This is a genomic window from Streptomyces sp. CBMA123, from assembly GCF_014596465.1.
Lineage (GTDB): Bacteria > Actinomycetota > Actinomycetes > Streptomycetales > Streptomycetaceae > Kitasatospora.
The window spans coordinates 1-20,751 of the sequence record NZ_MECK01000090.1 but is presented as its reverse complement, the minus strand read 5'-3'; the positions used below and the strand labels follow the sequence as shown (position 1 = coordinate 20,751).

The 20,751-nt window shown below is 73.0% G+C and carries 21 protein-coding genes and 1 pseudogene; 10 read left to right on the top strand and 12 right to left on the bottom strand.

The window, feature by feature from the left end:
* The first annotated feature begins 48 nt into the window (after positions 1-48).
* From leuA to BG452_RS13065, 4 genes are all read left to right on the top strand, one after another.
* Complete coding sequence (gene leuA / locus BG452_RS13080) at positions 49-1,845, top strand: 2-isopropylmalate synthase (RefSeq protein WP_188304437.1); 1,797 nt, start codon at positions 49-51, stop codon at positions 1,843-1,845.
* A gap of 239 nt (positions 1,846-2,084) precedes the next feature.
* Positions 2,085-2,756 (top strand): TerB family tellurite resistance protein, encoded by a 672-nt coding sequence (locus tag BG452_RS13075; RefSeq protein ID WP_188304436.1) that lies wholly within the window; start codon positions 2,085-2,087, stop codon positions 2,754-2,756.
* Positions 2,757-2,939: 183 nt separating this feature from the next.
* Positions 2,940-3,686 (top strand): DNA repair protein RecO, encoded by a 747-nt coding sequence (recO, locus tag BG452_RS13070; protein ID WP_188304435.1) that lies wholly within the window; start codon positions 2,940-2,942, stop codon positions 3,684-3,686.
* Between the two features lie 4 nt (positions 3,687-3,690).
* Positions 3,691-4,530: an isoprenyl transferase gene (locus BG452_RS13065; protein ID WP_188304434.1), complete on the top strand. Its 840-nt coding sequence runs from the start codon at positions 3,691-3,693 to the stop codon at positions 4,528-4,530.
* Positions 4,531-4,608: 78 nt separating this feature from the next.
* Here the strand turns inward: BG452_RS13065 and BG452_RS13060 are convergent, their stop codons facing one another.
* From BG452_RS13060 to BG452_RS13045, 4 genes are read right to left on the bottom strand one after another with little or no spacing between them, the layout of a single operon-like run.
* On the bottom strand, positions 4,609-5,019 hold the full coding sequence (locus tag BG452_RS13060) for a Fur family transcriptional regulator (protein ID WP_188304433.1): 411 nt from the start codon (positions 5,017-5,019) through the stop codon (positions 4,609-4,611).
* A 35-nt stretch (positions 5,020-5,054) separates the two neighbouring features.
* A complete protein-coding gene (locus BG452_RS13055) occupies positions 5,055-6,017 on the bottom strand; it encodes a metal ABC transporter permease (protein ID WP_223242152.1) in 963 nt (320 codons plus the stop codon).
* The gene (locus BG452_RS13050) at positions 6,014-6,778 is read right to left on the bottom strand and encodes a metal ABC transporter ATP-binding protein (protein WP_188304432.1); all 765 of its coding nucleotides are present in this window, start codon (positions 6,776-6,778) and stop codon (positions 6,014-6,016) included. Before BG452_RS13050 ends, BG452_RS13055 begins: the two co-directional genes overlap by 4 nt.
* Positions 6,779-6,792: 14 nt before the next feature.
* Positions 6,793-7,773 (bottom strand): metal ABC transporter substrate-binding protein, encoded by a 981-nt coding sequence (locus BG452_RS13045; RefSeq protein ID WP_223242151.1) that lies wholly within the window; start codon positions 7,771-7,773, stop codon positions 6,793-6,795.
* 191 nt (positions 7,774-7,964) lie between these two features.
* Here BG452_RS13045 and BG452_RS13040 point away from each other — a divergent pair, with 191 nt between their 5' ends.
* Positions 7,965-9,347, top strand: a complete 1,383-nt coding sequence (locus BG452_RS13040) for a glycine--tRNA ligase (protein WP_188304430.1) — start codon at positions 7,965-7,967, stop codon at positions 9,345-9,347.
* 75 nt (positions 9,348-9,422) lie between these two features.
* Here the strand turns inward: BG452_RS13040 and BG452_RS13035 are convergent, their stop codons facing one another.
* Both BG452_RS13035 and BG452_RS13030 read right to left on the bottom strand, forming a co-directional pair.
* On the bottom strand, positions 9,423-10,586 hold the full coding sequence (locus tag BG452_RS13035) for a hypothetical protein (RefSeq protein WP_188304429.1): 1,164 nt from the start codon (positions 10,584-10,586) through the stop codon (positions 9,423-9,425).
* 193 nt (positions 10,587-10,779) lie between these two features.
* Positions 10,780-11,358, bottom strand: a complete 579-nt coding sequence (locus BG452_RS13030; RefSeq protein ID WP_188304428.1) for an NADAR family protein — start codon at positions 11,356-11,358, stop codon at positions 10,780-10,782.
* A 73-nt stretch (positions 11,359-11,431) separates the two neighbouring features.
* Here BG452_RS13030 and BG452_RS45565 point away from each other — a divergent pair.
* Positions 11,432-11,734: pseudogene (locus BG452_RS45565) on the top strand (alpha/beta hydrolase); the annotation flags it as partial.
* 76 nt (positions 11,735-11,810) lie between these two features.
* Here BG452_RS45565 and BG452_RS13025 read toward each other — a convergent pair.
* On the bottom strand, positions 11,811-12,947 hold the full coding sequence (locus tag BG452_RS13025) for a threonine aldolase family protein (protein ID WP_188304427.1): 1,137 nt from the start codon (positions 12,945-12,947) through the stop codon (positions 11,811-11,813).
* A 231-nt stretch (positions 12,948-13,178) separates the two neighbouring features.
* Here BG452_RS13025 and BG452_RS13020 point away from each other — a divergent pair, with 231 nt between their 5' ends.
* Both BG452_RS13020 and BG452_RS13015 read left to right on the top strand, forming a co-directional pair.
* Positions 13,179-14,465 (top strand): MFS transporter, encoded by a 1,287-nt coding sequence (locus BG452_RS13020; RefSeq protein ID WP_188304426.1) that lies wholly within the window; start codon positions 13,179-13,181, stop codon positions 14,463-14,465.
* 51 nt (positions 14,466-14,516) lie between these two features.
* Positions 14,517-15,107: an alpha/beta hydrolase gene (locus BG452_RS13015; protein ID WP_188304425.1), complete on the top strand. Its 591-nt coding sequence runs from the start codon at positions 14,517-14,519 to the stop codon at positions 15,105-15,107.
* Between the two features lie 213 nt (positions 15,108-15,320).
* Here the strand turns inward: BG452_RS13015 and BG452_RS13010 are convergent, their stop codons facing one another.
* Positions 15,321-15,614: a type II toxin-antitoxin system Phd/YefM family antitoxin gene (locus BG452_RS13010; RefSeq protein WP_188304424.1), complete on the bottom strand. Its 294-nt coding sequence runs from the start codon at positions 15,612-15,614 to the stop codon at positions 15,321-15,323.
* A 68-nt stretch (positions 15,615-15,682) separates the two neighbouring features.
* Positions 15,683-16,912: an MFS transporter gene (locus tag BG452_RS13005; RefSeq protein ID WP_223242150.1), complete on the bottom strand. Its 1,230-nt coding sequence runs from the start codon at positions 16,910-16,912 to the stop codon at positions 15,683-15,685.
* Between the two features lie 75 nt (positions 16,913-16,987).
* On the opposite strand from BG452_RS13005, the gene BG452_RS13000 reads away from it, so the two are divergent.
* On the top strand, positions 16,988-17,350 hold the full coding sequence (locus BG452_RS13000; protein WP_188304423.1) for a MerR family transcriptional regulator: 363 nt from the start codon (positions 16,988-16,990) through the stop codon (positions 17,348-17,350).
* Positions 17,351-17,517: 167 nt separating this feature from the next.
* Here the strand turns inward: BG452_RS13000 and BG452_RS12995 are convergent, their stop codons facing one another.
* Positions 17,518-18,981, bottom strand: coding sequence for an MFS transporter (locus BG452_RS12995; protein WP_188304422.1), 1,464 nt, complete (start codon positions 18,979-18,981; stop codon positions 17,518-17,520).
* A gap of 111 nt (positions 18,982-19,092) precedes the next feature.
* Between BG452_RS12995 and BG452_RS12990 the strand changes: the two genes are divergently transcribed.
* Positions 19,093-19,971, top strand: coding sequence for a helix-turn-helix transcriptional regulator (locus tag BG452_RS12990; protein ID WP_188304472.1), 879 nt, complete (start codon positions 19,093-19,095; stop codon positions 19,969-19,971).
* 107 nt (positions 19,972-20,078) lie between these two features.
* Here the strand turns inward: BG452_RS12990 and BG452_RS12985 are convergent, their stop codons facing one another.
* Together BG452_RS12985 and BG452_RS12980 are read right to left on the bottom strand one after the other, a co-directional pair.
* On the bottom strand, positions 20,079-20,456 hold the full coding sequence (locus BG452_RS12985) for a hypothetical protein (RefSeq protein ID WP_188304421.1): 378 nt from the start codon (positions 20,454-20,456) through the stop codon (positions 20,079-20,081).
* On the bottom strand, positions 20,453-20,751 hold a 299-nt coding region (locus tag BG452_RS12980; protein WP_188304420.1), incomplete at its 5' end, for a hypothetical protein. The genes BG452_RS12980 and BG452_RS12985, both read right to left, overlap by 4 nt.

Genomic DNA, 20,751 nt, shown 5'->3' with positions numbered 1-20,751 from the left:
CCCGACCCGCCCGCACCACGCATCCACAGGAAGCCGAGAGTCACCTCCATGACCGAGCAGACCTCCGCCGCGTCCATCCCCGCCGCTCGCGCCTTCGTCGACCGGCCGACCCCGATCACCGCCGCCTCCGTGCGCCAGCGGCCCTCGGGCATGCGCTACGGGCGCTACCTGCCGTTCGGCACCGTCGACCTGCCGGACCGCACCTGGCCGGACCAGGTGATCACCAAGGCGCCGCGCTGGCTCTCCACCGACCTGCGGGACGGCAACCAGGCGCTGATCGACCCGATGTCCCCGGCCCGCAAGCGGAAGATGTTCGACCTGCTGGTGGCCATGGGCTACAAGGAGATCGAGGTCGGCTTCCCGTCCTCCGGCGCCACCGACCACGCCTTCGTGCGGTCGCTGATCGAGGAGGGGGCGATCCCGGAGGACGTCACCATCTCGGTGCTGACCCAGGCCCGCGAGGAGCTGATCGAGAAGACCGTGGAGTCGCTGGTCGGCGCCCCGCGGGCGACCGTCCACCTGTACAACGCGACCGCGCCGCTGTTCCGCCGGGTGGTGTTCCGCAACGACAGGGCCGCCACCAAGGCGATCGCCGTCGACGGCACCCGGCTGGTGATGGAGTACGCGGAGAAGCTGCTGGGCGACGACACCGCCTTCGGCTACCAGTACTCGCCGGAGATCTTCGTGGACACCGAGCTGGACTTCGCGCTGGAGGTCTGCGAGGCGGTGATGGACGTCTGGCAGCCGGGCGAGGGCCGCGAGATCATCCTGAACCTGCCGGCCACCGTCGAGCGGGCCACCCCCAACGTCCAGGCCGACCAGTTCGAGTGGATGTCGCGCCACCTGTCCCGCCGGGAGTTCGTCTGCCTGTCGGTGCACCCCCACAACGACCGCGGCACCGCGGTGGCCTCCGCCGAACTGGCCTACATGGCGGGCGCGGACCGCATCGAGGGCTGCCTGTTCGGGCAGGGCGAGCGGACCGGCAACGTCGACCTGGTGACGCTGGGGATGAACCTGTTCTCCCAGGGCATCGACCCGCAGATCGACTTCTCCGACATCGACGAGGTGCGCCGCACCGCCGAGTACTGCAACCAGATGGAGGTGCACCCGCGCCACCCGTACGCCGGCGACCTGGTGTACACCTCCTTCTCCGGCTCGCACCAGGACGCCATCAAGAAGGGCTTCGAGGTCCTGGAGGCGGACGCCGAGGCGGCCGGGATCCCGGTGGAGCGGCACACCTGGGGCGTGCCGTACCTGCCGATCGACCCGAAGGACGTCGGCCGCACCTACGAGGCGGTCATCCGGGTCAACAGCCAGTCCGGCAAGGGCGGGGTGGCGTACGTCCTGAAGAACGACCACAAGCTGGACCTGCCGCGCCGGATGCAGATCGAGTTCTCCCGGATCATCCAGGCCAAGACCGACGCCGAGGGCGGCGAGGTCAGCCCGGCGGAGATCTGGCGGGTCTTCGAGGACGAGTACCTGCCGACCACCGGCAACCCGTGGGGCCGGCTGTCGCTGGCCGGTTCGCGCACCCTGACCACCGAGGACGGCCGGGACGCGCTGACCGCGGAGGCCGTGGTGGACGGTGTCCCGATGACCCTGTCCGGCACCGGCAACGGCCCGGTCTCGGCCTTCGCGGACGCGCTGGCCCGGATCGGTGTGGACGTACGGGTGCTGGACTACGCCGAGCACGCGCTGAGCGAGGGCGGCGACGCCCAGGCCGCCGCGTACGTGGAGTGCGCGGTGGACGGCAAGGTGCTGTGGGGCGTGGGCATCGACGGCAACACCGTGCTGGCCTCGCTGAAGGCGATGATCAGTGCCGTCAACCGCTCGCAGCGCGGCTAATTCGTACGGGTGGTACGCGAAGGGCCGTCCCGCGGGACGGCCCTTCGCCGTGCGGGTGGGGCGTTGTGGTCTGCGCCACATCTTTTCGGATCGGAAGCCGTTCGAGGTACTGACACGTGCCGGTAACCGTGGCAACATCGATCCACCGGAAAGCCGGGCCGGTGGGACGGCCTCGGTGTCCGGTCGCGTGACCTGCCCATAGTTGTGCAGGCCGCCTGCCATGTCTGGGGAGTGGCGCCGTGACCAGGTTGTGGGGTGTTCGCCCGAGGTGGCGGACCGATGTTCTCGGCGACTTCTTCTGCCCGGGCTGCGGCGGGGACCGCAACTACCGTCGGCAGCACGGCCGGCGGTGGCTGCGGCTGCTGGGCACCCCGGTCGTCCCGCTCGGGCCGGTGATCGGCAGCGTCCAGTGCACCAGCTGCCACGGGCGCTACGGCGTCGAGGCCCTGGAGCAGCCCACCAGCGTGCGCCTCGGCGCGATGCTGCGGGACGCCCAGTACACGATCGCGCTGGCCCTGCTCGCGGCCGGCGGCACCGCCCACCGGGCGGCCCGCGAGGCGGCCTGCACGGCGGTGCGCGAGGCCGGGTTCGAGGACTGCGGCGAGGCCCAGGTGCTGGCCGCGCTCGCCGCGCTCTCCGGGCTCGGCGGCGAACTCCACGACGCCCACGGGATGGCCGGCGGCCTGGCCGTGGAACTGCACGCGGTGCTCGAACCGCTCGCCCCGCACCTGGCCCAGCAGGGCCGGGAGCGGCTGCTGCTGCAGGGCGCCGCGATCGCCCTGGCCGACGGGCGCTACCTGCCGCAGGAGCGCGAGGCGCTGGCCGCGGTGGGGAGTTGCCTGGACCTGCCGCAGGGCCAGGTGCCGGCGCTGCTGGAGGCGGCGACCCGGGCGCCGTACGAGAACCTGTAGGCCTCCGGGCCTGCTCGCCGCGACGGACCGTCCGCGACGGACTTCCTGTATCCCCCACAAAAACGGGCCCGCCCCCCTCCGGGCCCGCCGTGACCCGCACCGCAGTGGTCCTCCCCCACGGCCCCCGGTGCGGGCAACACGGCTGTCCGCGGCCGGGCCCGGCGGTGGGGGACAATGGTCGGCATGAGTCTTTTCCGGGACGACGGCGTCGTGTTGCGGGCGCAGAAGCTCGGCGAGGCCGATCGGATCATCACCCTGCTGACCCGCCAGCACGGCAAGGTGCGGGCGGTGGCGCGCGGGGTGCGCAAGACCAAGTCCAAGTTCGGCGCCCGTCTGGAGCCGTTCTCGCACGTGGACGTCCAGTTCTTCAGCCGGGGGAGCGAGCTGATCGGGCGCGGGCTGCCGCTGTGCACCCAGGTGGAGACCATCGCCCCGTTCGGCGGTTCGATCGTCACCGACTACGGCCGCTACACCGCCGGCACGGCGATGCTGGAGACGGCCGAGCGCTTCGCCGAGAACGAGGGCGAGCCGGCCGTCCAGCAGTACCTGCTGCTGGTGGGCGGGCTGCGCACGCTGGCGGCCGGGACGCACGAGTCGCACCTGGTGCTGGACGCCTTCCTGCTGCGCTCGCTCGCGGTGAACGGGTACGGCGCGAGCTTCACCGACTGCGCCAAGTGTGGCCTGGACGGGCCGAACCGTTTCTTCTCGTTGCAGGCGGGAGGGGTGCTCTGCGCGGACTGCCGCGTGCCCGGATGTGCCGTACCCTCCCCTGAGACACTGGTACTGCTCGGGGCGCTGCTGTCAGGGGACTGGCGGACGGCCGACGCCTGCGAGCCGCGGTACTGGCGGGAGGGCAGCGGCCTGGTCGCGGCCTATCTGCAGTGGCACCTGGAGCGGGGCATCCGCTCGATGAGATACGTGGAGAAGTGAGCACATGGCAGCGCGACGGCTCTTCGGCGGCGGCAAGCAGCGGGACTACGTCCCTCCGACCCCGCACCCCAGCGGCGTCAAGCCCCCGAAGATCCCCGGCGAGCTGGTCCCCGACCACGTCGCCATCGTGATGGACGGCAACGGCCGCTGGGCCAAGGAGCGCGGGCTGCCCCGCACCGAGGGCCACAAGGTCGGCGAGTCCGTCGTACTGGACGTCCTCAAGGGCGCGATCGAGCTCGGCGTCAAGAACATCTCGCTGTACGCGTTCTCCACCGAGAACTGGAAGCGCTCCCCCGACGAGGTGAAGTTCCTGATGAACTTCAACCGGGACGTCATCCGCCGCCGCCGCGACGAGATGGACGCGATGGGCGTGCGGATCCGCTGGGCCGGCCGGATGCCCAAGCTGTGGAAGAGCGTCGTCCAGGAGCTGCAGGTCGCCGAGGAGCAGACCAAGGGCAACGACGCGGTGACGCTCTACATGTGCGTCAACTACGGCGGCCGGGCCGAACTCGCCGACGCGGCACAGGCGCTCGCCCTCGACGTGGCGGCCGGCCGGCTGGACCCGAAGAAGGTCAACGAGAAGACCCTCGCCAAGTACATGTACCACCCGGACATGCCGGACGTGGACCTCTTCCTGCGCCCCAGCGGCGAGCAGCGCACCTCCAACTTCCTGCTCTGGCAGTCCGCTTACGCCGAGTTCGTGTTCCAGGACGTGCTCTGGCCGGACTTCGACCGCCGCGACCTGTGGCGCGCCTGCGAGCAGTTCGCGATGCGCGACCGCCGCTTCGGCGGGGCGATCCCGAACGAGTTGCCCGCGCCGCTGGAGCTGCCGGCCCAGCGCTGACGCGCACGACGAGGGCCCGCGGGGAGGATTCCCGCGGGCCCTTCGTGGTCGTCCGTACGGGCTGCCCCGGTACGGGCGTCAGCCCTTCTTCGCGCAGTCCGCGCAGGTGCCGAAGATCTCCAGGGTGTGCGCGATGTCGCTGAACCCGTGCTCGGCGGCGACCGAGTTGGCCCAGCGTTCGACCGCGGGGCCCTCGACCTCGACGGTGGCGCCGCAGTGCCGGCAGACCAGGTGGTGGTGGTGCCCGCTGCTGCACCGGCGGTAGACGGCCTCGCCGTCGGCGGTGCGCAGCACGTCCACCTCACCGGCGTCGGCGAGCGACTGCAGGGTGCGGTAGACCGTGGTCAGACCGACGGAGTCCCCGCGGTGCTTGAGCAGGTCGTGGAGCTCCTGCGCACTGCGGAAGTCCGCGATCTCGTCCAGGGCCGACGAGACGGCGGCACGCTGTCGGGTCGAGCGGGCGCGCGGCGACGGGCCTGCGGTGGTCACCGTGGGTCCTCCTGGGGTCGTGGGCGTCACGCACCTCATTGTGCCAGCCCGGCCCGCTCCTCCGGAGTGGTCGCGGCGGAGGAAGTCTTTCCCGGGTCTTGGCCGGGGTTTTGGCCGGGGATCCGACCCGGGATCCGGACGTCGCAGACCTGCGGCCCCCGCTCGGCGTCCCCGCGGCGCCGGTGCCGGCGGCGGGCGAGCGGCGCGGCGATCACGCTGAACACCGCGAAGACCGCGATGGCGAGCAGCACGATGGCCGGGCCGGAGGGCACGTTCAGCTCGTAGGAGCCGGTGACACCGGCCAGCGCGACCACCACGCCGAGCGCGATCGAGGCGGCCTGGGTGGCGGCGAAGGAGCGGGTGAGCTGCTGGGCGGCGACCACCGGGACCACCATCAGGGCGCTCACCAGCAGCAGCCCGACCACCCGCATGGCGACCGTGACGGTGACCGCGGCCATCACCGCGAGCAGCAGGTTGAGGGTGCGCACCGGCACCCCGGTGACCCGGGCGAAGTCCTCGTCCTGGCAGATCGCGAACAGCTGGCGGCGCAGGCCGACGGTGACCGCGATGACCACCGCGCCGAGCACCGCGATGGTGGCCAGGTCGGCGGGGGCGACGGTGAGGATCGAGCCCCACAGGTAGCTCTCCAGCGAGCCGGCCCCGGCCTGGGCGGACATCGAGACCAGCAGCTTGCCGCAGGCCATGCCGCCGTAGAAGAGCATCGCGAGGGCGATGTCACCGCGCTGGTTGCCGCGCGAGCGGACCAGCTCCATGGTGACCGCGCCGAGCACGCAGACCAGCACGGCCATCCAGACCGGGCTGGTCTGGAAGATGAAGCCGAGGCCGACGCCGGTCATCGCGACGTGGCCCATGCCGTCGCCCATCAGGGCCTGGCGGCGCTGCACCAGGTAGATGCCGACGGCGGGGGCGGTGATCCCGACCAGCACGGCGGCCAGCAGGGCGCGCTGCATGAAGTCGTAGGAGAGCATCTCGGTCATGCGAGCAGCCTCGGCGGGGTGAGGTCGGCGTGCGGGTGGACGTGGTCGTGGCCGGGCAGCGCGTGCAGGCCGGTGTTGGGCACGGGCGGGCCGTCGTGCGCGACGCAGCCGTCCCGCAGCACCACGGCGCGGTCGATCAGCGGCTCCAGCGGACCGAGTTCGTGCAGCACGAGGAGGACGGAGGCGCCGCGGCCGACCTCGGCGCGCAGGGTGTCGGCGAGCACCTGCTGGCTGGCGGCGTCCACGCCGGCCATCGGCTCGTCCATGATCAGCAGGTCGGGGGTGCCGACCAGGGCGCGGGCGATCAGCACCCGCTGCTGCTGGCCGCCGGACAGGTCGGCGACGCCGTCCCCGGCCCGGTCCAGCATGCCGACGGCGGCCAGCGCGCGGTCCACCGCGGCGCGGTCCTTGCGGCGGAAGGGCAGCAGCCGGTGCTGCGCCAGCCGTCCGGTGGAGACCACCTCGCGCACGGTGGCCGGGACGCCGGAGGCGGCGGTGGTGCGCTGCGGGACGTACCCGATCCGGTGCCAGGCGCGGAAGGAGCCGTACGGGGTGCCGAACAGCTCCAGGTCGCCCCGCTCCAGCGGCACGGAGCCGATCACGGCCTTGACGGTGGTCGACTTGCCGGAGCCGTTGGCGCCGAGCAGGGCGACGACCTCGCCCGGCCGGACGGTGAGGTCGACGCCGCGCAGCACCGGCCGGCCGCCGCGCGCGGCGACGGCGTCACGGAGGCGGACGGCCGGGGGTATCGGGTGGGTCATGGCGGTGCGTCCCGTCAGCTCGCGGGGGTGGCCGACGCCGTGGGGGCGCCGAGGGCGGCCTGGAGGTTGGCCAGGTTCTGCTTCATGACGCTCAGGTAGTCGTCCTTCGACGGGTCCTTGACGCCCTCCAGCGGGTCCAGGACGGCGGTCTTGAGGCCGAGGTCCTTGGCGACGGTGTCGGCGAGCTTGGGGCTGACCAGGGTCTCGAAGAAGATCGTGGTGACGCCGTTGTCCTTGGCGGCCTTCTGCACCTCGGCGAGGCGGGCCGGGGTGGGCTCGGACTCCGGGTCGACGCCGTTGATGGCGACCTGGGTGAGGCCGTAGTGGTCGGCGAGGTAGCCGAAGGCGGCGTGGCTGGTGACGAAGGTCTTGGTCTTGACGTCCTTCAGCCCGGCCTGGAACTCCTGGTCCAGGGCGGTGAGCCTGGTGACCAGTTCGTCGGTGTTCTTCCGGTAGTCGTCGGCGTGCGTCGGGTCGGCCTTGGCGAACTCGGCGCCGACGCTCTTGGCGATCGCCGCGTAGCGGGCCGGGTCGAGCCAGATGTGCGGGTCGCCGGCCGGGCCCTCGTGCTGGTGGCCGCCGGTCTCGGAGGTGCCCTCGTCGAGGTGGTGGTCGACCAGCGGGCTGGCGGCGGTGGCGTCGATCTTGTGCTTGCTGGACGACTGGTCGACGGCCTGGTCGACGGTGGGCTGCAGGCCCTTGAGGTAGAGGATCGCGTCGGCCTTCTGGACGCCGGCGACCTGCTTGGCGGTGAGCTCCAGGTCGTGCGGTTCGACGCCGGGCGCGGTGAGGTCGGTGACCGAGACGTGGTCCTTGCCGATCTGCTGGGCCAGGAACTCCATCGGGTAGAAGGAGGCGACGACGTTCAGCCTGCCGTCCGAGCCCTTGGCGCTGCTGCTGCCGCCGCAGGCCGTGAGGGCCAGGGAGGCGGCGAGGGCGGTGACGGCCAGGGCGGCGGTCTTGCGGGTCCGGCGGCTGAACAGTCCGATCATCATGACAATCATTCTCATCTGAACTGGAAATGATTGTCAACTCACTCGGACGGGTGAACGACAGGTGGCGATGGGTGGGGGGAGCCGGACCATATCGATTTGAACCCCGTACCCGTCTGGCCGGTAACCTTGGGTATTCGGGTACGAGCAACCAGCCGTGCCCTGACCGTGCCGTACGTACTGAAGAGAGCACTGTGGCCGCCGACAAGATCGACACGATCGTCAGCCTGAGCAAGCGCCGTGGCTTCGTCTACCCCTGCAGCGAGATCTACGGCGGCACGCGTGCCGCCTGGGACTACGGGCCGCTGGGCGTCGAACTCAAGGAGAACATCAAGCGCCAGTGGTGGCGCACGATGGTCCAGGCCCGCGAGGACGTCGTCGGCCTCGACTCGTCGGTCATCCTGGCCCGTGAGGTCTGGGAGGCCTCCGGCCACGTCGCCACCTTCAACGACCCGCTGACCGAGTGCCTCTCCTGCCACAAGCGCCACCGGGCCGACCACCTGGAGGAGAAGTACGAGGCCAAGCACGGCTTCCCGCCGCCGAACGGCCTCAAGGACGTCAACTGCCCCGACTGCGGCACCAAGGGCCAGTTCACCGAGCCCAAGGACTTCTCGGGCATGCTGAAGACCCACCTCGGCGTCACCGAGGAGGCCAGTGGCCTGGCCTTCCTGCGCCCCGAGACCGCCCAGGGCATCTTCACCAACTTCAGCGCCGTCCAGACCACTTCGCGCAAGAAGCCGCCGTTCGGCATCGCCCAGACCGGCAAGAGCTTCCGCAACGAGATCACCCCCGGCAACTTCATCTTCCGCACCCGCGAGTTCGAGCAGATGGAGATGGAGTTCTTCGTCAAGCCGGGCGAGGACGAGCAGTGGCACGAGTACTGGCTCCAGCAGCGCTGGGACTGGTACGTCGACCTCGGCATGCGCACCGAGAACATGCGCTTCTTCGAGCACCCGAAGGAGAAGCTCTCCCACTACGCCAAGCGCACCGTGGACATCGAGTACCGCTTCAACTTCGGCGGCTCCGAGTTCTCCGAGCTGGAGGGCGTGGCCAACCGCACCGACTACGACCTGCGGGTGCACAGCGAGGCCTCCGGCAAGGACCTGCGGTACTTCGACCAGGAGAGCGGCGAGCGGTACTTCCCGTACGTCATCGAGCCGGCGGCCGGCCTCAACCGCGCCATGCTGGCCTTCCTGATCGACGCCTACTTCGAGGACGAGGCGCCCAACGCCAAGGGCGTCATGGAGAAGCGCGTCGGCATGCGGCTCGACCCGCGCCTGGCCCCGGTCAAGGTCGCCGTGCTGCCGCTGTCGCGCAACGCCGACCTCTCGCCGAAGGCCCGCGGCCTGGCCGCCGACCTGCGCACCGCGTGGAACGTCGAGTTCGACGACGCCGGCGCGATCGGCAAGCGCTACCGCCGTCAGGACGAGATCGGCACGCCGTTCTGCGTGACGGTCGACTTCGACACCCTCGAGGACAACGCCGTGACCGTGCGCGACCGCGACACCATGTCGCAGGAGCGCGTCTCGCTGGACCAGGTGAAGGGCTACCTGGCGGCGCGTCTGATCGGCTGCTGAGTCCGGTCCTTCGGGAAGCCCCCGGCCGTCCTCCTTGGTGGGGGCGGGCGGGGGCTTCCCGTTTTCGCCGGCCCGCTACCGCCTGCCCCAGCGGGGGCGCGGGGCGGCCGGCGGGGTGGTCGGCAGGCCCGCCGTGCGGAGGGCGGCGAGGGTGGTGCGGTGGCGGGTGGCGTCGGCGAGCAGTGCGCCCAGCAACTGCGCGTAGAGGCCGGGGTGGCCGTCCAGCACGGCGGCCAGGCGCACCAGTTCGACGGGCGGGCGCAGTGCGACCAGCTCGTGCAGCAGCAGGGTGGCGAGTGCGGGCGGCAGTTCGGTCGCGAGGTCGGCGAGGTCGGCGGTCGGGCGGCCGGCCGCCTGGCGCAGCAGGGTCCGTACGTCGGCGGGGCGGCCGTGCTGCTGGAGGCAGGCGGCCAGGGAGGTCAGCTCGGTCGTCGGGGCCGAGCCCCACTCCCAGAGCAGGGTGGCGCCGTCGGCGTGCTGCCCGGCCCGCTCCAGGGCGCCGAGCAGGGCGGGGACGGCGGGCGCCGGGTAGGCCCAGAAGGCGTGGAACAGTTCGGCGGCCTCCTCGGCCAGGCCCAGTTCGCGCAGCTCCGCCAGTACGGAGACGGCGTGGTCCGGGGTGCCCCGGGCGGCGGTCCGGGCGAGGTGCAGCGAGGCGCCGGTCGGGCCGCGCTGGGAGAGCATCCCGACCAGCAGGGCGGCGTCGGCGGGGGCGAGGCGGGCGGCGGCCTGGTCCAGCAGCTCCTGGGACTCGGGGAGGGCGCCGCTTCGGTGGAGTCCGGTGATCCGCTCGGTGAGGGCGCCGAGGTCGGGCCGGGTGGGCGGCGGCGGTGGTGGCGGTGGAGCCTGGTGGGGGTGTGGCCCGTGGGGGTGTGGCTCGGGGTGTGGCTGGGAGTGTGGCCGCAGGTGTGGCGGCTCGGGGTGTGGTGGCTCCGGGGGGTGCGGCTGGGGGTGCGGCCGCTGTCTGAGGTTGAGCTCCAACTCCTGTAACTGATCGCTCAGTTGGAGGCAGCGTGCGCCCAGGCCCGCGCGCAGGGTGCGGGCCTGGGCGAGCTGCCGCAGCAGGTCGCCGTCCGGGCGCTGACGGCCCGGGCTCGCCCGTATCGCCTCGTTCAGTCGTCGTTCGCGTTGGCCCGCGTAGCGGCTCGCGCGGAGCAACTCGTCCAGTTCTGCCCGGAGTTCGGCGGCCCGTTGCTCGCCCTCCGGCTGCTGGCCTGCGGATTCTTCCGTCGACCGCATGCGCATGATCGCCCCAACCTGTCCATCTGCACCCTGACTGCGGGACATCCTGGCGTCGGAATGTGGCGATGGAGTTACGAGAGCGCGACCAGTCGTGCCCGAGTGGTGTCAAGGAGCGCACAGAGGGCGGCCGTTGCGAGGAGTGCGCCGGTCGCGCGCCGCCGCGGGGGCGCCGGAGGTGGAGCGGCCGGCCTCATCCGCTCAGCCGGGCCCGCGCCTCCATCAGTGCGAACCCGAGCAGGTTCAACCCCCGCCACTCCAGCGGGCGTTCGGCCCGGATGTCGTCGGCGGCGAGCCCGATGCCCCAGATCCGGTCCACCGGGCTGGCCTCCACCAGGACGCGGCCGCCGGTGCCCAGCAGGTACTCCCGCAGCGCCTCGTCCTGGCCGAACTTGGCGACGTTCCCCTCGACCACCAGCTCGAACCGGCCCGCCGCCCAGACCTCCTGGTCGAAGCCCTCGACCAGCCGGCCCAGCTTCTTCGCCTCGGCGGGCGTCCGGGCCTCCAGCACCCGCCGCTCGATCGCCTCGTCCCCGAACATCCGGGCCTTCCCGGCCATCATCCAGTGCTCGGCGGAGGCGTACGCCACCCCGTCGACGGTGAACCGCCCGGGCCACCACTGGCTCAGGCACTCCTGTCGCGTCCCACCGCCCTTGCGCGCGGTGTGCCCCCAGAACATCACCCACTTCGGCCGCCCCCCGGCGGCCATCAGGGCCGCCAGCTCCTCGCGGTCGCGGACGTCGGCGAAGGTCCGTACGTGCTGCTCGCTCATAATCGTCATTCTGACACGAAGGGTTCGGTGCCGGCCAACTGTTTGCCGACGGCGTGCTCATGGGCCCAGCGCCTGGAGACCGGCTATGGGCACCGCGATCGGCATCCCGCTGGTCGCGGTCGAACCCAGGATCAAGGCCGCGGTCTTCGGCCGGCACTGGCCCCACGTCCTGGCCGAGCCGGCGAAGCGGATCACCGTCCCGATCGAGTACGACCTGCAGTGGGACGACGAGCACATCTCCCGCCAGGACGGCCTCGCGCTGTCCGACGTCTTCGCCTCGACGGAGAAGACGCTGCACGCCAACGCGGGCCGGCACAAGGAACTGCCGAGGTTCGAGGCGGACAGCGCGGTGCGCTTCTTCGCCCGGCACTTCGGCCGGCCGAGGCGCTCGCCTGACGGGTGCGGCGGCGCCCGGTTCCCGACCTCCGGTCGAAGAGCCGGGCGCCGCCTGGTCAGCTGCGGTCGCCCGCGCCGGTTCGCTGCTCGGCGTCCGCGACCAGCTCCAGGAAGTGCAGCCCGAGTTCGGTCACCTCCTGGGCCGTCCAGTGCTGCGCCGGGCCGTCGAGGCCCACCTCGGCCATGGCGAGGCCGGGGGCCGCGTCGGTCCACTCCGGGACGAACCAGATCTTCTCCCGCTCGGCGAGGGCGAGCACGGCGGCGTTCAGGGCGCTCGCCGAGTGGGGGAGCCAGAGCTGGAACTCGTGGGTCGGCGGGACGGCCGGGAAGAGCCGGGCGCCGGGCAGGGCGGCCAGCGCGGGGGCCAGGGTCGCGGCGTGGCGGGTGTAGTCGGGGATCCGGGGGAGCGCGGTGTCCAGGCCGGTGAGCGCGGCGAGGGCGGCCGGCCACTGCTGGTACAGCTGCCCGCCGTAGCGGTGGCGCCAGGTGCGGGCGTAGGCGGTGAGCGCCTTGTCGCCGGCGAGGGCGGCGCCGCTGATGCCGCCGAGGTCCTTGTAGAAGGAGACGTAGACGCTGTCGGCGAGGGCGGCGATCTCGTCGAGCGGCCTGCCGAAGTGGGTCGTGGTGTTCCAGAGCCGGGCGCCGTCGAAGTGCACCCGGGCGCCGGCCTCGCGGGCGGCGGCGGTGAGCTCGGTGAGTTCGTCCCAGCTGGGGAGCAGGAACCCCGGGTCCCGCAGGGGGAGTTCGACCGCCAGTGTGCCGAAGGGCTCGCCGAGGGAGCGGAGTTCGTCGGCGGTGGGGTGGCGCAGTTCGGTGGTGGGCCAGAGGCCGCGCAGGCCGGTGAGCTGGGTGTAGGCGTGGCGCTCGTGCCGTTCCAGATGGCTCTGCGGGTGGAGGGCGACGGCCCGGTTGCCGGTTCGCTCGGCGTGGTGGCGCAGGGCGACCTGCTGGGCCATCGTCCCGCTGGGGAAGAAGACCGCGTCCTCGGTGCCGAGGAGTGCGGCCGTGCGCTCCTCCAGCTCCCCGACCGGGCCGCCGTTGCCGTAGAGATCGGGGTAGGCATCCGGCTCGACCGCCTCGGCGAGGGCGGTCAGTCGCGCGTGCATGGTGAGGGGGCGGCTGCCGGAGAGGAAGCGGGTGCAGGCCCGGCGGGCCGCGCGCAGACGTCCCCAGTCGAGCTGGTCATTGGTCATCCGGCGATTGTCGAGCGGCGAGGGCGCGGGGCCAACCGGTTTTCTCCCCAGGCCGTCCGGGGCTCAGGCCGGGAGTGCTTCGGGGGAGTCGAAGGTGCGGATGAGGGAGAGGTCCGGCGCCTGTTCGCGGATCGCGGTCCACTGCTCCTGGAACTCCCGGCGCAGCCGTGACGGCTCCCAGGGGCGGGCCGCCCGGTCGCTCCGGCGGTGACGTGAAGTAGCTTGGAGCGCATGGCAGATGATGGTGCAGGGCGCACCGCGGTGGCCGCTACGCCACCCGCGCGGAGCGCGGTCCCCGCGCTGATGTTCGCGCAGGGCGTCAGCGTGGCGGGCACCCAGGTCACGGCGCTGGCCCTGCCCGCGCTGGCGATCCTGCTCCTGGGCGCCGGACCGTTGGCGGCCTCGCTGCTCTTCGCGCTGGAGTACGGGGCGCAGGGGCTGACCGGGCCGTTCGCGGGGGTGCTGGTGGACCGGGTCGCCTCTCGCCGGCGGCTGCTGGTCGCGGTGGACGTCCTGCAACTGCTGCTCATCGCCACCGTCCCGCTGGCGCACGCCGCCGACGCGCTGACCCTGGTCCACCTCTACGCGGTCGCGGCGGTCTCCGGGGCGTTGGGCGGGGTGTCCGCCATCGCGGTGCCGACCGTGGTGGCGGACTTCGTGTCCAAGGACGGCCTGGTGGGGGTCAACGCGAAGCTGGCCGGGGCCCGTTCGGTCGGCCAGATCGCCGGCCCCGGGCTGGCGTCCGCCCTGGTGCAGGCGGTGGGGGCGGCGACCGCGATGGTCGCGGACGCGATCAGCTACGGACTGTCCGCACTGGCCATGAGCCTGCTCCGGCCCCGGGGCCGGCTCCGGCTCCGGCGCGGCGAGGGGCCGGAGCGGCCCGCCGCACGCCCCGGCATCGCCGAGTCGCTGCGGGAGGGCATCGGCGTGCTGCGCGACCAGCCGCTGCTGGCCCGGCTCGCCGTCGCCGCGGCCGCGCTCAACCTGGGCGGGGCCGGGCTGGCCGGCCTGTTCGCCTACTTCGCCTACCAGGTCGTGGACTTGGGCCCCGGCGAACTCGGTCTGACCCAGGCCGTCTACAGCATCGCCGCGGTGACCGCCGTGCTCACCGCCCGGCGGGTGATCCGGCGGATCGGCCTGACCAGGGTGATCCCGGTCTTCGGCCCGCTCGCCGCCACCGCGCTGTTCCTGATCCCGCTGGCCTCACTGGGGGCCGCGCTCCCGGTGCTGATCGCCTACCAGGCGGTGTTCGGCTTCTGTGCGACGGTCTGGAGCGTCAGTTGGGTGACTTTGCAGCAACAGCTCTCCCCGCCCGAGCAGTTGGGCCGGGTGCTCGGCCTGTCCCGCTCGATCGGCCAACTCGTCATGCCGGTCGGCGCGTTGTTGGGCGGCACGCTGGCCGGCGCGATCGGCACCACCGGGGCGCTGGCCGTGTTCGCTGCGATCGCCCTGGCGGGCACCCTGGCCGTGGTCACCGCCCGGCCCCGACCGGCGCTGTCCGGGGAGAGCCCGGCGTGACGCGACAGCAGCCCCGCCGGGTAGAGCGGTTCGGGAGGTAGCCTGCGGGTCGTGCCCACTCCCTCCGCGCTGACCCTCCCCACCCGCTTCGACGGCGACCCGGACCGGGTCGCACTGATCGTCCCCGGCGGCGGCTACTCGCCCGCCCGGCCGCTGCTGCACTTCGCCTGCTCGGTGCTGCTGCGGCACGGCTGGACGGTTCGTGAGCTGTGGTGGCAACTCCCGGACTGCTTCCTTGAGTTCACAAAGGAGCGGCAGGTCGCCTGGGTGGAGCGGCAGGTCGGCGAAGCCGTCGACGCCGAGGGCGGCGCCTGCCGACTGCTGGTCGGCAAGTCACTGGCCTCCTTCGCCGCGGGCCTCGCCGCCGACCGCGGACTCGCGGCCGCCTGGCTCACCCCCGTACTGACCCTCGACCACGTGGCCCACGCCCTCCACCGGGCCTCGGCGCCGACCCTCCTGGTCGGCGGCGGCGCCGACAAGCTCTGGGACCGCGCCGTCGCCGACTCCACCGGCCACCACGTCCTGGAGCTGCCCGCCGCCGACCACAGCCTCGAACTGCCGGACGACACCCTCGGATCGGTCGACCTCCTGCGGGCGGTCATCGCCCGCCTGGACACCTTCCTCGGCGCGCTGGACGACTGAGCGTCGAACGCCGCCGGCCCGGCCACCACCGGTGGCTACCCGGAGGTGGTGCCGGGCTCGGCCTCCAGGGCCGAGCCCGGCGAGGTGATCGGCATGTCACCAGCGCGCTTGTCGCATGGCCCTCGGAGCCGTGCGAGGAGAGATACGTGCGGAGCGCGGCGGATTCGGTCTCCGGGAGCAGGAGCTTGAGGATCGCGCAGGAGTCGAGGTAGATCAACGGTCTTCTTCCTCGCGCATCCTGTGCAGGGCCTCGCTGGCCGACGGGAGCTGGACATCGACCACGGGCGGGACCCAGTCGGCCAGCCCGCGCGCGGTGGCGGCGTTCTCCGGGGCGATGGTGCCGTCGCGTACGAGGTCCTCCAGTACCCGCTGCTCGGGGTCGGGTGGCGGCAGTACGGCGATCAGGCGCCCATTGCGGGTGATCTCGACGCGCTCGCCGGCCGCGACCCGGTCGATCAGTTCGCTGGCGTGCTGCTGGAGCTGCCGGATGGGAACTCCGGCTGTCATACGACTCACGGTAGGGCCGGTCGTGCGGCGGTGGTGAGCAGCGTGCGTCGACTTCACTCTGACGAGCGTCACCGCCGCCCCGGGAAGCCGTGCCGGCGGGCCGCCACCGTGACCGCCAGGGCGATGCCCAGCAGAGCCAGTGCCGACCAGGGCAGGGACTGCGGCCCGGCGTGGGCGAGGAGGAGCCCGCCGGCGGATGCGGCGGCGGCGATGCCGAGGTTCCAGCAGGTGACCAGCAGGGACTGGGCGAGGTCGGCCGCGGTGTCGGCGGCGTCGGCGACGGCGGTCTGCAGCAGGGTGGCGACGCCGCCGAAGCCGAGGCCCCAGATCGTGGCCGCGGCGTAGACCGGCCAGGACGCCGTGCCGAGCAGGGCGGCGGCGAGGGTCAGCGCCGCGGCGGCGACGAGGACGCAGGCGGTGAGCGTGAGGGTGCGCAGGTGCCGGTCGATCAGGGCCCCGGTGGCGGCGATGCTCACCAGTGAGGCCAGGCCGAGGACGAGCAGGACGGTGTCGGCCCGTCCGCCCAGGTGCAGTGGTTCGAGCAGCGCCGCGACGTAGGTGTAGAGGATGTTGTGGGCGAGGACGACGGCCGCGGTGACGGCCAGGACGGCGCCGACGCCCGGGATCCGCAGCACCTGCCGGAGCGGTAGCCGGTCCTGTCCGGCCTGGCCGGGGGCCGGCGGGACGGCCGCAGCGATCCATCCGACCAGGGCGAGCGCGATGACGCTCATCAGCCCGAAGGCGACCCGCCACCCGGCGGCCCCGGCGAGCAGGGTGCCGGCCGGCACCCCCACCGACAGGGCGACCGTGGCGCCGCTCATCGCCACCGCCATGGCCCGTCCGCGCTGTTCGGGTGCGACGATGCCGCGGGCGTACCCGGCCAGCAGCGCCCAGAGCATTCCGGCGACCAGTCCGGCCGCGAACCGCGCGGCCATGGTGAGCGGGTAGTTCCCGGAGACGGCGGTCACCGCGTTGGCGAGGGTGAAGCCGCCGACGGCGAGGAGCAGCAGCTGTTTGCGCGGCCGGCGGGCGGTGGCGGCGGTCAGCGGGATGGCGGCCACGATGGAGCCGACCGCGTAGAGGGTGACGGACTGCCCGGCGCCGGACTGGCTGACGCCGAGGTCGGCGCTCATGGCGGGCAGGACGCCGGCGGGCAGGGCCTCGGTCATCAGGGTGACGAACCCGCCGGTGCTCAGGGCCAGCAGCGCGGACCAGGGCAGCCGGGCCGGGGGCGCGCCCCGGGCGGCGGTCGGGGCCGTCATCGGGGACGCGGGGGACGGGAGTTGATTCGTCGGCATGGGCCGATCGTCTATCGTTGACATCCATGTCAAGGTCCAGCCGGGGCGGCCCGGTCCGGACGTGAGGGTGGTCACATGCGGATCGGCGAACTGGCCCGGCGGACGGAGACGGCTCCGCGACTGCTGCGCTACTACGAGCAGCAGGGCCTGATCTTCCCGCGCCGCGAGGCGAACGGCTACCGCGACTACGACGACCGTCTGGTGGACCGGGTGCTCCAGATCCGCGGGCTGCTGGACGCGGGGCTGCCGACCCGGATCATCAAGCAGATCCTGCCCTGCCTGGACGCCCCGCGGACGATCCACTTCGCCGACGCCACCCCGGAGATGCTCGACACCCTGGAGGGCGAGACGGAGCGGATGACCCGCCGGATCCAGTGCCTGACCCGCAACCGGGACGCCATCGTCGAGTACCTGGCCGTGGTCAAGCAGCTCGCCTGACGCGGCGGTCGGGCCGAAAGACCTGACGCACCGGTCGGGCCGAGAAGACCTGACTCGCCGGTCGGGTCGAGAAGAGTCGAAAAGAGGGGACGACGACGGCCCCGCGACCGGAGGGACCGGTCGCGGGGCCGTCGCGTCGTCGCCCTGGGCCCACAGGCCCGGGTGGCTCAGCCGATGGAGCGGGGCAGGCGGGTGGTCAGGTACAGCACGGTGAAGGAGCCCAGCAGCTGGATGCCGAGGCAGATGGCGAGCGCGCGGCCCATGCCGAGGCTGGGGGAGAGGGACAGGTAGAGGGTGCCGAGGGTGGCGACGCCGAGGGCGAGGCTGGACTGCTGGCCGGTGGCGAGGACGCCGCTGCCGACGCCGGCCCGGTCGGCGGGCACCTTGGCGAGGACGACCCGGAACAGCGGGGTGCCGATCAGGCCCTGTCCGATGCCCGCGAGGGCGACGCCGGGGGCCATCCGCAGCGGGGAGAAGTGGTCGGCGTCGGCGAGGACGGTGAGCGCGATGGTGGCGAGGCCGAGGGCCTGGATGACGGCGCCGGCGCTGAGCACCCGGCTGCCCCAGCGGCCGATCAGTCGCGGGCCGGAGAGCGAGGCGGTGAAGAAGCCGACGGCCATCGGGACGAGTGCCCAGCCGGCCGCGACCACGCCGAGCCGCAGGCCCTGCTGGAGGGCGACGGCGATGACGAACATGAACCCGCCGAAGCCGGCGAAGTAGGGCAGTGCGATGCCGAGGCCGCGCCGCATCTCGGGGATCCGCAGCAGGGACGGCGGCACCAGTGGGGTGGCTCCGCGCTGCTCGGCGCGCCGCTCGACCAGGGCGAAGGTGACGGCGAACACCGGGAAGAGGGCGAGCAGCACCCAGGACCAGAGCGGCCAGCCGGCCGCGCGGCCCTCCATCAGCGGGATGAGCAGCGAGAGCAGGGTGGCGGTGAGCAGGGCGGTGCCGGGCACGTCGACCGCGGCGGCCCGGGTGGCCCGGCTCTCCGGCACGTACCGGACGGCGAGGACCACGGCGAGCAGCGCGAACGGGACGTTCAGCAGGAAGACCGAGCGCCAGCCGGTGCCGAACAGGTCGGCGGCGACCAGCATTCCGCCGAGTACCTGACCGATCACCACGGAGATGCCGCCGACCGCGCCGTAGACGCTGAGGGCGCGGCCGCGCCGGGCGCCGTCGGTGGCGGCGGTGATGGTGCCGAGCACCTGGGGGATGAGCAGGGCGGATGAGGCGCCCTGGGCGGCCCGGGCGGCGACCAGGGACCACGCGTCGGGCGCGAGTCCGCAGGCCAGCGAGGTGAGGGCGAAGGCGGCGGCGCCGGCGACGAAGAGCCGGCGGCGGCCGAAGATGTCGCCGAGCCGTCCGCCGAGGACGAGCAGGACGGCGAAGGCGATGCCGTAGCCGGCCGCGACGAGTTCCAGGACGGCCGGTCCGGCGGCCAGGTCCTCGTCGATGCTGGGCAGGGCGACGTTGACGATGAAGAAGTCCAGCATCGGCAGGAAGGCCCCGAGCAGGACGGTGACCAGCCCGGCGGTGCCGAGCGAGGGGGAGGAGGGCGGGGAGGCGGAGGGGGAGTGCGGAGCGGGGGCGGTCCGTACCGGGGCCGGGGCGACGGCGAGTCGTTGAGTCACGGGTCATACGATCCGCCGCCTCGTACCCTGGTACCAGAGTGTGGTTATCCAGGTATAAGAAGTACCTGGCAACAGGCTCCGGCGTGCCGCATGCTGGGGAGCATGAGCCTGATGACCCCGGCCGCGCAAGCCCGTCCCGGTTCCGCCGGGCCGCACCGCGGCACTCCTGACGAGGCCCGCCGGCACGACCTGGCGGCGTTCCTGCGCAGCCGTCGCGAGCGCATCGCGCCCGAGCAGATGGGCCTGCCGATGACCGGGCGCCGCCGCACCCCGGGGCTGCGCCGGGAGGAGGTGGCGCAGCTGGCCGCCGTCGGGGTGACCTGGTACACGTGGCTGGAGCAGGGGCGGGACATCCAGGTGTCCGTGCAGGTGCTGGACGCGGTGGCCCGGGCGCTGCTGCTGGACCCGAGCGAGCGGGCGCACCTGTTCACCCTGGCCGGCGCGGACGATCCGGCGCCGGTGACGGAGTGCCCCTCGGTGACCCCGAGCGTGCGCCTGGTGCTGGAGCAGATGGCGCCGTACCCGGCTGCGCTGGTCAACTCCCGCTACGACATCCTGGCGCACAACGTGCCGTACACCGCCATCGTCGGCGACCTGGGTGAACTGCCGCTGGAGGAGCGGAACCTGATGTGGCTGGCGTTCACCCCCTCGCGCTTCCGCGAGGTGCTGATCGACTACCGGACGGAACGCCTCGGCATGGTGGCCCGGTTCCGCGCCGCGATGGCCGAGCACTCCGCCGAGCCGGCCTGGAAGGCGCTGCTGGCGCGGCTGCTCAAGGCCTCGCCGGACTTCGAGGAGGAGTGGCAGCGGCACGAGGTGATGCGGCCGGGCAACGGGATCAAGCGCTTCCAGGTGCCGGGCGTGGGCCTGCTGCGCTGCGAGTACACCAACTTCTGGCTGAGCCCCAGGCTCGGGACGCGGATGATCAGCTACACCCCGCTGGACGAGGAGACCCGCGTCCTGATGGGCAAACTGCCCGCCCGGCAGTGACCCGCCCGGCAGTGACGGCTCGGCAGTGACCACTCAGTGCCGGCCCGGCAGTGACCGCCCAGCGGTGACTGCCCGGCAGTGGCGGCTCGGCAGTGACCCGCTCGGCCTCAGCCGCGTATCGACTCCCGCCCGAGCAGCAGGCACACGCCCGCCAGCGGCAGTTCGACGCAGCACGCCATCATCAGCGCCGCCGTCACCGCGTGCCCCGGTCCGGCGCAGGCGATGTCGGCCAGCGCGTCGCCGGCCAGCAGCAGGGCCGCCGCCCCGCCCAGCCAGGGGGCGGCGGCACTGTGCCGGCGCAGCAGGGTGTCCAGCGAGAGCAGGGTGGCGAACTCCACGAGGTCCAGCACCACCCACGGGGTCTCGTGGTTGACGGCCAGCACCATCAGCCAGGGCAGCAGCCCGAGGGCGGCCAGCCGGGGCAGCTTCCGGAACCGCTCCGGCAGGGCGTACCCGGGAGCGCCCGCGACGACGGCGATGCTCATGCGCCGACCCCCTCCCGCACCCGCTGCAGGGTCAGCCGCTCGGCCGGCCCGCCCGCCGGGTGCTCGACCAGCACGGTGTCGTACGGCCCCTGGGCGAGGGCGAGCCAGAACGACCCGGCGACCGTGACCACCTCGGCGACGGCCGCCGCCCGGACGGTGCGGAACAGCCGCCGTCCGCCGGTGAACACCACCGAGGGTGCCCTACCGTCGGCCGGCAGCCGCCCCCAGGCGAGCACGTGCGAGCCCCGCCCGGCGGCGGGGCTGCGCCGGGCGCCGCGCACCAGCTGCGGCGCGA

Bases quoted from the DNA above. Each gene is read 5' to 3' on its own strand.
- leuA (WP_188304437.1), top strand. From the start codon at position 49: ATGACCGAGCAGACCTCCGCCGCGTCCATCCCCGCCGCTCGCGCCTTC.
- recO (WP_188304435.1), top strand. From the start codon at position 2,940: ATGAGTCTTTTCCGGGACGACGGCGTCGTGTTGCGGGCGCAGAAGCTC.
- BG452_RS13065 (WP_188304434.1), top strand. From the start codon at position 3,691: ATGGCAGCGCGACGGCTCTTCGGCGGCGGCAAGCAGCGGGACTACGTC.
- BG452_RS13055 (WP_223242152.1), bottom strand. From the start codon at position 6,017: ATGACCGAGATGCTCTCCTACGACTTCATGCAGCGCGCCCTGCTGGCC.
- BG452_RS13050 (WP_188304432.1), bottom strand. From the start codon at position 6,778: ATGACCCACCCGATACCCCCGGCCGTCCGCCTCCGTGACGCCGTCGCC.
- BG452_RS13045 (WP_223242151.1), bottom strand. From the start codon at position 7,773: ATGATGATCGGACTGTTCAGCCGCCGGACCCGCAAGACCGCCGCCCTG.
- BG452_RS13035 (WP_188304429.1), bottom strand. From the start codon at position 10,586: ATGCGGTCGACGGAAGAATCCGCAGGCCAGCAGCCGGAGGGCGAGCAA.
- BG452_RS13030 (WP_188304428.1), bottom strand. From the start codon at position 11,358: ATGAGCGAGCAGCACGTACGGACCTTCGCCGACGTCCGCGACCGCGAG.
- BG452_RS13025 (WP_188304427.1), bottom strand. From the start codon at position 12,947: ATGACCAATGACCAGCTCGACTGGGGACGTCTGCGCGCGGCCCGCCGG.
- BG452_RS13020 (WP_188304426.1), top strand. From the start codon at position 13,179: ATGGCAGATGATGGTGCAGGGCGCACCGCGGTGGCCGCTACGCCACCC.
- BG452_RS13010 (WP_188304424.1), bottom strand. From the start codon at position 15,614: ATGACAGCCGGAGTTCCCATCCGGCAGCTCCAGCAGCACGCCAGCGAA.
- BG452_RS13005 (WP_223242150.1), bottom strand. From the start codon at position 16,912: ATGCCGACGAATCAACTCCCGTCCCCCGCGTCCCCGATGACGGCCCCG.
- BG452_RS13000 (WP_188304423.1), top strand. From the start codon at position 16,988: ATGCGGATCGGCGAACTGGCCCGGCGGACGGAGACGGCTCCGCGACTG.
- BG452_RS12990 (WP_188304472.1), top strand. From the start codon at position 19,093: ATGACCCCGGCCGCGCAAGCCCGTCCCGGTTCCGCCGGGCCGCACCGC.
- BG452_RS12985 (WP_188304421.1), bottom strand. From the start codon at position 20,456: ATGAGCATCGCCGTCGTCGCGGGCGCTCCCGGGTACGCCCTGCCGGAG.